The organism is Aurantiacibacter spongiae (assembly GCF_003815535.1).
Taxonomy (GTDB): domain Bacteria; phylum Pseudomonadota; class Alphaproteobacteria; order Sphingomonadales; family Sphingomonadaceae; genus Alteraurantiacibacter; species Alteraurantiacibacter spongiae.
Genome location: NZ_RPFZ01000001.1, coordinates 801,526 through 814,288, shown reverse-complemented (window position 1 = coordinate 814,288; position 12,763 = coordinate 801,526). Strand labels below are relative to the sequence as shown.

Sequence of the window (12,763 nt, the reverse complement as noted above, 5' to 3'; positions counted from 1 at the left end):
GTGTGCAACTATTGCGCCTCCGCCTGCGCCGGGCTGGGCAGGACGACGACTTCCAGCCTGTCCTCGGGTGCCAGATACCGGCGCGCCGCCGCCTGCACGTCGGCGGCGGTGAGCGACTGGAGGATTGCCTTTGCGGCGAGGAACCGGTCGATCCGCTCGCTCTCGCTCTGTGCCCTGGCGGCGAGCCCCATCCAGCCGCGATTGGTGTCGAGCGCGTTGTCGTAGCTTTCGAGCATCGGCCGCCGGGCGCGCAGCAGCGTGTCCTCGTCCACCGGCGCGTCGCGCAGGCTCGCGAGTGTCGCCAGCATCGCCGCGCGCGTCGCCTCGACCTCGCCCGCATCGACCGCGGCGGAGGTGCGGAACGTGCCGTACCCGGTATAGAAATGGCTCTGGCTCGCGCTGACGGAAGGCGAGTAGGTCTGGCCCAGATCCTCGCGCAGCGTATCGGTAAGCTCCAGCCGCGCGACGCGTTGCAGCAGTTCGAGCACCAGCGAGGCGCGCTCGTCGCTGTCGTCGCGGCTGGGCCAGGTCATCGTCACCAGCGCCTGATCCTGCGCCCCGTCGTGATACAGCGTGCGCGGCTGCCGGCTGGCGGTGAAGCCGCGCTGGCGTTGCTCGTCATACGGGCGGAAGGCGGTTTCGCGCTGCGGCAGGGTGCCGAGCGTTGCGGCGACCATCCGCACCGTCTCGTCCGCGTCGATGTCGCCGACGATCGCGACTTCCATCGCGCCGTTGCTCCACCGCTCGATCACGTCGTCGCGAAGCTGAGCGAAGGTAAGGCCCGCATAGGCCTCGCGCGGCTGGATGGTGAAGCGCGGATCGCCGTCCGACACGATCCCGCCGATCTGCGAGGAATAGCTCGCCGACGGGGTAGCGAAGCGGCGGGCGAACCAGTTGTCGATGCCGCGCTGGTACTGCGCTTCCCCGGTGGGGCGGAAGCCGGCATCGGCGATGGCGGCGCTCATCAGCTGCAATTGCAGTTCCAGGTCGCGCGGCGTGGTGGTCGCGCTCATGCCGAAGGTATCGGTCCCGCGGATCATGTTGAGCCCCGCGCGCCGGCCCGCCAGCACGCTTTGCAACTCGTCGCGGGTATGCTCGCCCAGCCCGCCCGATTCGAGACTGGAGAACAGCGCGGTCGCCAGCGGATGTTCGCGCGTGTCGAGCATGGAGCCGCCATCGACGTTGACGGCCACGCTGACGCTGTCCTCGTCCAGATCGGTGGGCTTGAGGTTCAGCATCACCCCGTTGGCGAAGCGCACCTTGCGTATGCCCAGCCGCTCGTCCAGCGTATCGGACACCACCGTTCCGGGTTCGCCCCAGTCGGCATAGGCGAAGTCGGCGACCTCGCCCGCGTCGCCCGCCGCCACCGTGCCGGCCATCCCGGCGTTCCAGGCCGACCGCAGCGCGCTCTCCCCGCCATCGGGCGCGGTGCGGCCCTCGAAGCGGATCAGCGGATCGTCGAGCGGCACGAGTTCGGCCTCGAGAGCGGCCATCACGCGGGCGGGCGTGATCGCGTCCGCCATTCTCTCGAACAGGGCGAGAGAGGTCGCAGGCGTCGTCGGCACGATGTCGTTGCGCAGCAACCGGATGGCGCCATTGACGAACGCGCCGTTGGAGCGGGTCGCGGCGCCGGCCACGCCCGCTTCCAGCGCGGTGCGGATATTGGCGACCTGTTCGGCGATCTCTCCCTCGGTAACGCCGTATTCCAGCAGACGGCGATATTCCTCCTGCGCGGCGGCGAGGGCGCGTTCCCATTCCCCGTCGGCGGCGCGCACGACCAGATTGGTGGTGCGCCCCTCGCGGTAGAAATCCGACGTGCCGAGGCCGGCGGCGCGGAAGGGCGGATCGTCCCGGCGCGAGAGCCGCTGCAACCGGCGGTTGACGATGGCGTAGCCGATGGCGCGCAGCAGGCTCGTGCGCCGTTCCGCCATCGTATCGGCCTGCCCCAGCCATTCGCCATGGCGCGATATGGTCAACTCCTCGGCCATCGCGGGATCGACGAAGATGCGGGTCTCGCCGGCGAGGTCGGGATCGGCGGGGCCGAAGGTCGGCGAGCCCAGGCGCGGGCCGCCCCGCCAGTCGGCGAAGCGTTCGCGAATGGCGTCTTCGACAGCGTCGGCATCGTAATCGCCGCTGACGATGACGGCGACGTTTTCGGGCCTGTAATAGCGTTCGTAGAGGTCGCGCAGCGCCGCGCCGTCGGCCGCCTGCAACGTCGCGACCGTGCCGATGGGCAGGCGTGTGGCGGCCAGGGTGCCGGGATAGAGAAAGTCCAGATTGTCGACCAGCGACCGCATGGCATAGGTATCGCGCACCCGCCGTTCCGACAGGACCACGCCCTTCTCGCGCTCCACCGCTTCATCGTCGAAGGCGAGGTTGCTGGCGGTCTCGCGCATCAGCATCAGCGCGGTATCGAGCAGGTCCGGATCGTTGCGCGGCAGGTCCAGCTTGTAGAGCGTCGTGTCGAAGCCGGTCGAGGCGTTGGTGTCCGCGCCGAAGGCCAGCCCCTCGCGCTCCAGCAGGCGCACCATCTCGCCCTCGGGCAGATTGTCGCTGCCGTTGAAGGCCATGTGCTCGATGAAATGGGCGAAGCCCTGCTCGGCCTCGGCTTCCGCGGCGCTCCCGAAATCGACCCACAGGCGAACCTGCCCCTGTTCGGGCGGGGTGGCGTTGGAGCGAATGACGTAGCGCATTCCGTTCTCGAGCCGCCCGACCCGGTATTCGGTATCGAACGGCAGATCGCTTTCGGCGATGGCGGGAAAAGTGTCTGCGATCTCGCCGGGAATGGCGGTGTCCGGCGCGCCCGCCGCTTCCCGGGTGGCGGACTGGGCGAAAAGCGGGGCGGGGCAGGCGAACGGCAGGGCGAGCGCCGTCGAGAGCGCGAGAATTCGGCGAAGTTGCATGAAGATACCCCTTGGGATCGGTGTGATCGGCGTCGGCGCAGTTTGCCGGCCGCCGGAATGCAGCCGTCTAGTCGACGGCGGAAAGACAGGCGGAATCGTCCGCGACCCAATCGCGGTCGAACGTGGCGGGCACATGGTCGGCATCGTTCGGCTGCATCGCGGCATCGCCCGCAAGACCCGGTTCGAAATTAATTCGTGCCATGGAGTTGTCGAAACCGGAAAGGCGCCTTGTATCGCTGGCCGCCTGCTCGGCGGAAATCTCGCTTTCGTCGGTGCGAAAGACGCGCATCATTCGCATCGTTCCGTCGCGCAGGTCGAAGACCCGGGCGTAGGATGATCCGTAGATAGCAGTCTCGAAGGCGGAATTGTGGCTCCATTCGGACGGTTCGGTCGTTTCGGGCAGTCTGACGCTGGTGACATGACAGGTGAAGCGCGAATCCTGCCAGAAGGGCGCGTCGCCGTCGGCGGCGCTGCGCTGGCGGCGGTCGGGCGGACTGAAGCCGCCGCCCGGCAGGATCAGCGATCGCGCCGCGCCCCCTTCGTCTTCCCAGTTCACCGGACCGGTGCCCGAAATTTCCATGACGCTGGCCTGGCTCGCTTCGTCGAAGCGCCACTTCACGCTGTCGATCGTGTTCCACGACGTCGATCCCGCGAGCTGGCTGCGGATTGCCGTTTCCAGCTGGTCGTCGGTCACTTGCGAGAGCTGTGCATATTGGGCCAGGGCTTCCAGCCCGCGAGTGACGTTGGTCTGGGTAATGTGCGCCGGTTCGTCGAAGCCCGCGCGCGCGTCGATCTCGTACAGGGCGAGTTCGGTGGGATGGCGCTCGGGCTGCCATTCCACCCGGTCGAGGGGCGCGCCGTTCGCAGCCAGCGGCAAAACCCAGCGATAGGGCGGAACGGGGCGCTGCGCCGGGCCGAAAGCGTCGGGGAAGGTGCCGTCGAGCCAGTATTGCTGCCCATCGATAGTGGCGCGAACGAGGACGTGATCGAACAGCAGCGGGCTGGGCAGGCGTTCGTCGAGGCCGTCATCGCCGCCCTGGTTGTTGGCGAGCACGACCTCGGCCTCTATCCCCATCGCGCCCAGCAGCGCCAGCAGCAGCGCGGTCTTGCCCTTGCAATCTCCGTAGCGGCGCTCCCACGTGATTTCGGCTCTGGCGGGCCGGATGTTGCTGCCGTTCAGTCCGACATAGACGTAGCGGACCTGCTTCTGCACCAGTTCGAGGGCGGCGGCGGCGCGTGCCAGATCGGTATCGTGCGCGGCGGCGATGCGCGCCGCCTCGCGCGCGACCGGTGAATCGCCCGGAACGCTGGCAGCTTCCTGGAACAGCGCATGGACCCGCCGCGACAGCGCCGGCCAGTCCGCGAAGTCCGAATATTCGAGCACGCGCTGCCAGTTGTAGCGCGGCGGCGCATCCTTGGGCGGTATCAGCGCCGATGGCGTATCGGCACTGATTAGGACGGCGTTGTCGGTGCGCGTGATCATCGCCGCCAGATCGTCCGTCGCGCGGATCGCCGGCTCCTGCCCGTCCTCCCAGGTGAGCGACAGGCGATAGCGCCCGGCCGGCGGGGTCGCACCCAGCGCGAGCAGGCCGGCGTCCCGATCGGCAAGCGTGGGATCGGCGGTGGGCACGGTGAAGGCCCATCCCGGCTCGTCGTCGATCCTGAGGTCGGGCACGCGCAGCGTCGCGGTCAGCAGGCCGTCTATGGCCGCGGCCTCCAGATTGTCCTCGCGCCGCAGAATCTCGAATTCGGCCTGATCCAGCACGTCGATGGTCGCGCCGTCGCGGTGGATGAGAATGGAGTGGATCTGGGGGGTGCCGGCGGCGGGGTTCCACTGGATTGCAATGTTGCCCAGTTGCAGGGCGGCGGGTTGCAGCAGGCGAATGCGGAAGGCATTGAAAATCCGCTCCCCCTCGGTAGCGAGGTGAACGACGGTGTCCTGCCGGCGGATGAAGACAACGCCGCGCGCGTCATCCGGCATGTCGAGCAGGTCTGACTGCGTGGCCCATTGCGGAACGGGCGCCCCCAGCTCGATCCGGTCGTCCTGCGCCTGCGCCGGAGTGGCGGCAGCGACGCACGCGATGGCGGGCAGCGCCGCCAGCATCCGCAATGTCATCGTGAAAAGCCCCCTTTCGCAGCAGCGTTCCACCGAACGCGGCGCAATGCAAGGGGGAAGCGCGTGCCTACTTCTTCGGCTTTGCCGGCGGGGTCTGACGCAGGCGCGAGCGGTGGGCGCTCATGTCGAGCACCTCGCCCGGTCCGTTGTCCTCTCCCTGCAACAGGCCAAGGCGACGCGCGACCTCCTGATAGGCCTCTTCCTCTCCGCCCAGGTCGCGGCGGAAGCGATCCTTGTCCAGCTTTTCGCCGCTGGTCATGTCCCACAGGCGGCAATTGTCGGGGCTGATCTCGTCGGCCAGGATCACGCGGCTGAAATCGCCGTCGTAGATGCGTCCGAATTCGAGCTTGAAATCGACCAGGCGGATATCAATCGCGGCGAACATGCCGCACAGGAAATCGTTGATGCGGATCGCCATGGCGGCGATGTCCTGCATCTCTTCGTGACTGGCCCAGTTGAAGCAGGCGATGTGCTCCTCGCTGACCAGCGGATCGCCCAGATCGTCGGACTTGAGGTAGTACTCGATCAGCGTATGCGGCAGCATCTCGCCTTCCTCGATGCCGAGGCGCTTGGAGATCGAGCCGGCGGCGACGTTGCGCAGCACCACCTCGAGCGGAATGATCTCGACCTGCCGCACCAGTTGCTCGCGCATGTTGAGGCGGCGAATGAAGTGGGTGGGGATGCCGATATGGGCCAGCCGCGTGAAGACATGCTCCGAAATGCGGTTGTTGATGACGCCCTTGCCGTTGATCGTACCGCGCTTTTCCGCGTTGAAGGCGGTCGCATCGTCCTTGAAATACTGAATGATCGTGCCCGGCTCCGGCCCTTCATAGAGGATCTTGGCCTTGCCTTCGTAGATCTGGCGACGACGGGACATGATGGCTCGGCCTTTCGCTGGCGTTTGGTGCAAATGCGAGCGCCCCGGCAGGGCGGAGCACCGGATGCTCTGCAGTGGTCGGGGCGCGCGGAAGGCGCGGCCTATACACCCGCCCGCCGGTCTAGGCAATCGGCGCGCAAATGCGGGAAAATCCGCCTGCTGTGCGCAAACGGCGATGGATTGTTGACCTTCGTGCCGGCAGCGGCGAAGCGCCCGCCCGGCACTGGCCGATAACAACGAGGGAAGCATCATGTCGGGTCGCAGCGAACGGACCGTCCGGGCCGGATCGGCGCTTGTTCACGTCCTGCTGGCGGGGGCCGCGCTGGCCGTTCCGGTGGGCGCGCTGGCGCAGGCCGGCCGAGGCGCCCCGCCGCGCGACGGGGCAGAGGATGCGCCGCCGAAGGACATCGTCGTCACCGGGACGCTGATCCGCAGCGGCCGCCGGGATGCGCCGGTGCCCATCGAGGTGATCGACGCCGCCGACCTCGCGCGGCAGGGCGCGCCAAGCCTGCTGGAGTTGGCGCGGCAACTGCCCGTTTCAAACGGCGTGCTGGGCGATGCCAGCCAGTTCGATCCGCGCAGCCAGTTCAACCAGGGTTCCGCCAGCGTCAATTTGCGCGGCCTCGGCCCGCAGCGCACGCTGGTGCTGCTGAACGGGCGGCGGATGGTGGCTACGGGGGCGGGGAATGTCCCGCTGGTCGACATCAACCTGTTTCCCGCCAATGCCCTCGATCGCATCGAGATCCTCAAGGACGGGGCGGCGGCGACCTACGGTTCGGACGCCATTGCCGGGGTGGTCAATGTCATCACCCGCACCGATCAGGATGGCCTGCTGGTGCAGGGCGACTATCGCCTCGTCGCGGGTTCGGACGGAGACTGGAGCGCCGGCGTCAGCTATGGCGCCGAGATCGGGCCGGCGCGGGTGTTGCTGTCCGCCGGTTATCAGCGGCGCGGCGAACTGCGCGTGACCGACCGCGCCTTCGCCATGCGCCCCTATCCGCAAAACCCGCAGGGCGGCTTTTCGGGCGGCGGCAATCCCGGCAATTTCGACTTCGATGCCGCGCGCGGCGGTATCAGCTTCGATGCCGATGAGGGGTGCGGGGCGCTGGGCGGGTTCCGCTCGCTTCCCGGATCGACGGCGGACCTGTGCCTGACCTCCTATCTCGGTTTCACCAATCTGGTCGAGCCGGAAGACCGCTTCCAGCTGTTCGGCGACGTGGCCTTCGACCTGACCGCGCGAGCCGTGCTGCGGCTGACGGGCCTTTACGGACGGACGGCGACGGTGCTCAACACCTCGCCCAGCTTCCTGCCGACCATCGCCCCTTCTGCCAATGCCGCGTTCGGCGGGACCGGCCTGTTCACCATCCCCGCCTACGCCCCCGCGCTGATCGACTACTGCGCCCGCTTCGGCGAGGAGGCGGGCTGCGCGACGGGAGCGGACGGGAAGCCCGCCGCCGCCGCGCTCGCCTATCCGGTGCGCTTTCGCCCGTTGCTGGCGGGGGGCAACCCGCTGTTCGACAACGACCGCAACGTCGCCGCGCTCGACCGCAATTCGGACGCCTACCAGATCGCCGCGGAGCTGACCTACGAGGTGGGAAGCGACCTGACCCTGACGGCGGGCGCGACCTATTCCGAATATGACCGCTTCTTCGAGGTCGGCGACAGTTTCGTCGATTATCTACAGAATGCGCTCGCCGGTTTCGGCGGACCGGACTGCGCCTTCGCCGATCCCGCCTCGCGCGCCGGCCTGACCACGGACGAGCTGGCGCGCATTGCGGGTACACGCGGCTGCACCTACTTCAATCCCTTCTCCACCGGCGTCGACGCGAACCGCATCTCCGGGCAGGCGAACCCGAACTTTGCCGGCAACGGCAGCCCCGCCGGCCTGGACACCAGCCCCGGCGCCGGGCTGGTGAACGATCCATCGACCGTCGGCCATTTCTACAATGTATGGGGCCGCACCGCGAATACGCGGCAGTGGGTGGCAGACCTGGTGCTGACCGGCGGAACCGGGCTCGTCCTGCCGGGCGGAGAGGTGGATTTCGCCATCGGGGGCCAGTTCAGGCGCGATTCCCATGTGCGCACCTACGAGGGCGGCAACAATCTCGACCTGTATCCGTGCCCCGGCTCAGTGCTCGATCCGCAGGAGCGATGCGATCCCGAACCCGGCGCTCTCGGTTTCATCGGGGCGGGACGCGATTTCGCCGTGGATCAGGACATTCTCGCGCTTTTTGCCGAGGTGCAACTGCCCGTCACGCAGCGCCTGTTCGCACAACTGGCCGCGCGGTTCGAGGATTACGGCGGCTCCGTCGGCTCCACCTTCGATCCGCAGGTTCGCGTCCGCTACCGGGCGACCGACTGGCTGACCCTGCGCGGCGGTCTGGGCACGACCTTTCGCGGCCCGCCCCCGAACCAGACCGCCGCTGATACCGTGATCCTCACTTTCATCGGGGGCGCGTTCCGTGCCGTGGACCTCCTTGCCAACCCGGACCTTGCCCCCGAAAGCGCGACGACCTGGAACGTCGGCGCGGTGGTCGATGGCGGAGGCCTCGCCGCCAGCATCGATTACTGGTCATACGACCTTGCCGGGGCGATCGAGAACGAGCCGGTGGCCGGCATCGTTTCCGCCCTGTTCGGTGCCAGCGGCACCGCCAATTGCGGCGACCCTGCCTATAATGCGCTACAGGCGCGCTTCACGTTTTCCGGCGGGATATGCGGTGGCGGCAATGTCCAGCGGCTGCGCACCTTCGCGGTCAATTCCGCCGACCTGACGACCAGCGGCCTCGACATGGCTGCCAGCTACGACTGGCGCATCGGTACGCTGGACGTGCAGATCGGGGCCAGGGGAACCTATGTCCTCGATTACGCGGTGGGCGATGTCGTCGTGGAGGGCGTGGTGGTGCAACCGGCTTTCGATGCGGTCGGTCTGCTCAACTATCAGACGACCGCGTACCCGATCCCCGACTGGAAGGCGCAGCTATGGGTGCAGCTCCTCGCCGGAAACCACGCGCTGCGGTTGCAGGCTAATCATGTCGACGATTACGCCGATCAACGCGGTGACGCGGTGTTCGGACCGAATGAGGGCGTGCTGGCCGGGGCGAGCGTGGCGGCGGGGCGGCTGGTGGACAGCTTCACCACGCTCGACCTGACCTGGCGCTGGTCCCCGCGGCGCGACACCACCGTCAGCCTCGCGCTCGCCAACCTGCTCGATGCCGATCCCCCTTTCGCCCGGCTCGATCAGAACTACGATCCGTTCACCGCCAATCCGCTCGGCCTCACGGCGAAGTTCGGGATCAGCCAGGCGTTCTGAGCGCGGCCGGTCAGTCGCCGCCGGACGTTCTTGCAGAACTCATAACGGCTTGGGGCGCGCCCCAGGTCATGTGGCGATCTTCCAGGACGACCAGGTTTTCCGGGCGGATAAGCTCCGCATGCGTCTTGTAGCCGAGCAGCTGGTCGGCGGGCAGATCCTGGTTGTTGGTCATCACCCGCGTTTCCTCGCTGGTGAAATCCGACAGGCCGCGCGCCAGTTCCTTGCCGGACTGGTCGTAGATATGCAGCACGTCGCCGCGGGTGAATTCGCCGTCCATCGACACGACATCGCGCCGGTGGATCGGCACGTCCTCTCCCAGGCGGGCGGCGGCTTCCCTGGTCAGCACCAGGCTGCCCGCCATCTGCAGGCGATCGGCGAGCCAGGTCTCCCACAAGCTGTTGGGTTCCGAATGCGAGACGCACACCGTGCATTTGCGCGTGCCATCGAGCACGGAACTGAGCGGATGGTCGGCCTCGCCATTGGCGATGTAGGCGGTGCAACCGGCATTCTGCGCCATGTTCGCTGCCTGCAGCTTGGTCAGCATTCCGCCGGTGCCGAGCGTGCTCTTGCCCGAGGCGGCCTCGAGATACTGGTTCACGTCGTGGACTTCCTCGACCAGCTTGGCTCCCGGTTCTGCCGGATCGCGGTCGTAGAGGCCGTCGACGCCCGTCAGGATGATGAAGTGCTGCGCGTTCACCATCTGCGCGATCTTGGCGGCGAGTCGATCGTTGTCGCCCACGCGGATCTCTTCGGTCGTGATCGAATCGTTCTCGTTCACGATCGGCACGATGTGCGATTTCAGCAGCCGGTTGACGGTGTTGCGGGTGTTGAGAAACCGGCGGTGATCCTCGAAATCGCCCAGCGTCAGAAGCACCTGCGCGATCTCCAGATCGAACTCGTGACCGATCTGCTTGTACGCGTTGAGCAGCACCGGCATTCCGCAAGCGGCGGCGGCCTGCTTGTCGCTTATCCCTGCATCCTCCGGCCGCGAGCCGACGACCTTCAGACCGAGCGCCACCGCGCCCGACGAGCACAGGATGACGTCGTAACCATCGTCGCGCAGCCGCGCGACATCGTCGAGCAGGCGCTGCATGAAGGCGAAGCGGGGGGTCAGCCGGTCGGAATTGGCCAGCAATTGGGAGCCGATCTTGACGACGACGCGTTTGTCTTTTGACACGAAATCCTCCGTGTGTCCTTGAAATGAGTCATCAGGCATCTAGGTAGAAATGGTGCAGCGCACAACCAGCTTGCGGGAGTTTTTCGTATTCGCTCGGGAAAAAGCCGATTTTTTGCGTAATTCTCCCCGTTCCTTGGCCTACAGTTTTCGAACTCGTCGCAGGCAGCTGGTTGTGTTTTCGATGAAATTATGAGGGTGATACTTTGCAGATATTGATGATCGGTTGCGGCAAGATGGGCGAAGCCCTGCTTGGTGGCTGGAGCAGGGGCGATGATGACTTTACCCTCGTCGATCCCGGACTCGAAGAAGCGCCGCATGGCGCCATCCTTTACGCCGATGCAGCGCAACTCGGCGACAGGACGTTCGATGCCGTGGTCTGCGCGGTGAAGCCGCAGATGATCGACACGGTCATGCCAGGTTATACCGATCACTATGCCGACGACGCCTACCTTCTCTCCATCGCCGCCGGCGCCTCGATCGACCGCCTCAAGGCAGCGAGCGGTGGCAGGCCCGTCATCCGCGTCATGCCCAACCTGCCCGCGGCAGTGGGCAGGGGGGTGAGCGGCCTCGTCGGGTCCGCCGATGCGACCGGGGCACAGCTCGCGCATGCGCAGGCGATGATGGAACGCTGCGGCACAGCCGTCACGGTGGAGAGCGAGGACATGCTCGACCGCGTCACCGCCGTTGCCGGATCGGGCCCGGGATACGTTTTCGAGATGGCCCGTTCCTATGTCGAGGCCGCGAAGGATCTGGGGTTCACCCACGATCAGGCGCGGGCGATGGTGCTGGGCACACTGGAAGGAACGATCGCCATGGCGCTCCGGTCCGACAGCGATCTGGAAACGCTGCGCAACTCCGTCACCAGCAAGGGCGGCACCACGGCGGCGGGCCTGAACGCGCTGAACGGCGGGGGGGAATTCTCCGCGCTGATCGCGAAGGTGCTCGGCGCCGCTTACGATCGCGCCGTCGAACTGCGCTGACGCCCGTCCGATCGCCCGCGACACGAACACGATACAACAGGATACCATCATGACCGACCAGACACTCGATCCGCAGATCCATATCCGCCAGCTCGGCGAGAATGCACGCACCGCTGCGCGCCAGCTTCTCCAGGCGACGACCGAACAGAAGAACACGGCGCTGACCGAGGCGGCGAAGGCGCTGCGCGAGGCCACGCCCCGGCTGCTGGAAGCGAACGCCAGGGATGTCGAGGGCGTGCGGGGCAAGAAACCCGACAGCTTCATCGACCGGCTGATGCTGGACGAGGACCGGGTGAACGGCATGGCCGACGCGCTCGACCAGATCGCCGCGCTGGACGATCCCGTGGGACGCTCGCTCGCCACCTTCGACCGGCCCAACGGCCTGAAGATTGAACGGGTCGCCGTGCCCATCGGCGTGATCGGCATGATCTACGAATCGCGCCCCAATGTCGGTGCCGATGCGAGCGCGCTGTGTCTCAAGTCGGGCAATGCCGTCATCCTGCGCGGCGGTTCGGAAAGCCGCAACTCCACGCGCGAGATCGTGGCCTGCATGCAGGCCGGGCTGAAGGCCGCCGGCCTGCCCGAACACGCGGTGCAGACGGTGCAGACCACCTCGCGCGAGGCAGTGGCCGAATTGCTGCGCGCCGTGGATTACGTCGATCTCGTCATCCCGCGCGGGGGCCGCGGCCTGGTCGAGCTGGTGCGCGACCAGGCGAAGGTGCCGACGCTGCTGCATCTCGACGGCAACTGCCACACCTATCTTCATGCCGACGCCGACATCGGCAAGTCGGTGGAGGTCGTGCGCAATGCCAAGCTGCGCCGTACCGGCGTCTGCGGCGCGACGGAGAGCATCGTGGTGGACAGGGCCATCGCCGATATCGCGATCCCCAGGATCCTCGACGCGATGCCCGATTGCGAGTTCCGGGGCGACGCGGCTTCGGTCGCCATCGACGACCGGATCAAGCCGGCTTCCGAGGAGGATTTCGATACCGAGTTCCTCGACTCCATCGCTTCGGTCAAGGTGACTGACGGGCTGGACGAGGCGATCGGGTTCGTCGCCGAACATTCGAGCGGACATACCGACGCGATCATGACCGAGGACGACGAGGCGGCGAGCGCCTTCCTCACCGCCATCGACAGCGCGGTGGTGATGCACAATGCCTCGACCCAGTTCTCCGACGGCGGGGAATTCGGCATGGGCGCCGAGATCGGCATCGCCACCGGCAAGATGCATGCGCGCGGGCCGGTCGGCCTGGAACAGCTGACCAGCTTCAAGTATCTGGTGAAGGGCAACGGGCAGACACGGCCCTAGCGCCCGAGCCTAAATCGGAGTCTCCTGGCGTCAGCCCGCTGGGCCATGCCGGTTCGAACCTGCACGACGCTGGAGTGGTCCGGAGCGC

General features: G+C 67.0%; 7 protein-coding genes. 3 read left to right on the top strand and 4 right to left on the bottom strand.

What is annotated here, in order from left to right:
* Nucleotides 1-8: 8 nt before the first annotated feature.
* From EG799_RS04040 to purC, 3 genes are all read right to left on the bottom strand, one after another.
* Nucleotides 9-2,903: a M16 family metallopeptidase gene (locus EG799_RS04040; RefSeq protein ID WP_123878781.1), complete on the bottom strand. Its 2,895-nt coding sequence runs from the start codon at nucleotides 2,901-2,903 to the stop codon at nucleotides 9-11.
* A gap of 67 nt (nucleotides 2,904-2,970) precedes the next feature.
* Nucleotides 2,971-5,019, bottom strand: coding sequence for a DUF3857 domain-containing protein (locus EG799_RS04035; protein ID WP_234029006.1), 2,049 nt, complete (start codon nucleotides 5,017-5,019; stop codon nucleotides 2,971-2,973).
* Nucleotides 5,020-5,086: 67 nt separating this feature from the next.
* Nucleotides 5,087-5,896 carry a phosphoribosylaminoimidazolesuccinocarboxamide synthase gene (gene purC, locus EG799_RS04030; RefSeq protein WP_123878779.1) on the bottom strand — a complete coding sequence of 270 codons (810 nt, stop codon included), beginning with the start codon at nucleotides 5,894-5,896 and terminating at the stop codon, nucleotides 5,087-5,089.
* A 250-nt stretch (nucleotides 5,897-6,146) separates the two neighbouring features.
* On the opposite strand from purC, the gene EG799_RS04025 reads away from it, so the two are divergent.
* Entirely contained in the window at nucleotides 6,147-9,206 is a 3,060-nt protein-coding gene (locus tag EG799_RS04025) for a TonB-dependent receptor domain-containing protein (RefSeq protein WP_123878775.1), read from the top strand.
* 10 nt (nucleotides 9,207-9,216) lie between these two features.
* On the opposite strand, the gene proB is transcribed toward EG799_RS04025, so the two are convergent.
* On the bottom strand, nucleotides 9,217-10,383 hold the full coding sequence (gene proB, locus EG799_RS04020; RefSeq protein WP_234029005.1) for a glutamate 5-kinase: 1,167 nt from the start codon (nucleotides 10,381-10,383) through the stop codon (nucleotides 9,217-9,219).
* A 215-nt stretch (nucleotides 10,384-10,598) separates the two neighbouring features.
* On the opposite strand from proB, the gene EG799_RS04015 reads away from it, so the two are divergent.
* Complete coding sequence (locus tag EG799_RS04015; protein WP_123882718.1) at nucleotides 10,599-11,363, top strand: pyrroline-5-carboxylate reductase family protein; 765 nt, start codon at nucleotides 10,599-10,601, stop codon at nucleotides 11,361-11,363.
* A 31-nt stretch (nucleotides 11,364-11,394) separates the two neighbouring features.
* A complete protein-coding gene (locus EG799_RS04010; protein ID WP_267900642.1) occupies nucleotides 11,395-12,675 on the top strand; it encodes a glutamate-5-semialdehyde dehydrogenase in 1,281 nt (426 codons plus the stop codon).
* Nucleotides 12,676-12,763 lie beyond the last annotated feature (88 nt).

Excerpts from the sequence above, each read along its gene's own strand:
- EG799_RS04040 (WP_123878781.1), bottom strand. The coding sequence starts at position 2,903 with ATGCAACTTCGCCGAATTCTCGCGCTCTCGACGGCGCTCGCCCTGCCG.
- EG799_RS04035 (WP_234029006.1), bottom strand. The coding sequence starts at position 5,019 with ATGACATTGCGGATGCTGGCGGCGCTGCCCGCCATCGCGTGCGTCGCT.
- purC (WP_123878779.1), bottom strand. The coding sequence starts at position 5,896 with ATGTCCCGTCGTCGCCAGATCTACGAAGGCAAGGCCAAGATCCTCTAT.
- EG799_RS04025 (WP_123878775.1), top strand. The coding sequence starts at position 6,147 with ATGTCGGGTCGCAGCGAACGGACCGTCCGGGCCGGATCGGCGCTTGTT.
- EG799_RS04015 (WP_123882718.1), top strand. The coding sequence starts at position 10,599 with ATGATCGGTTGCGGCAAGATGGGCGAAGCCCTGCTTGGTGGCTGGAGC.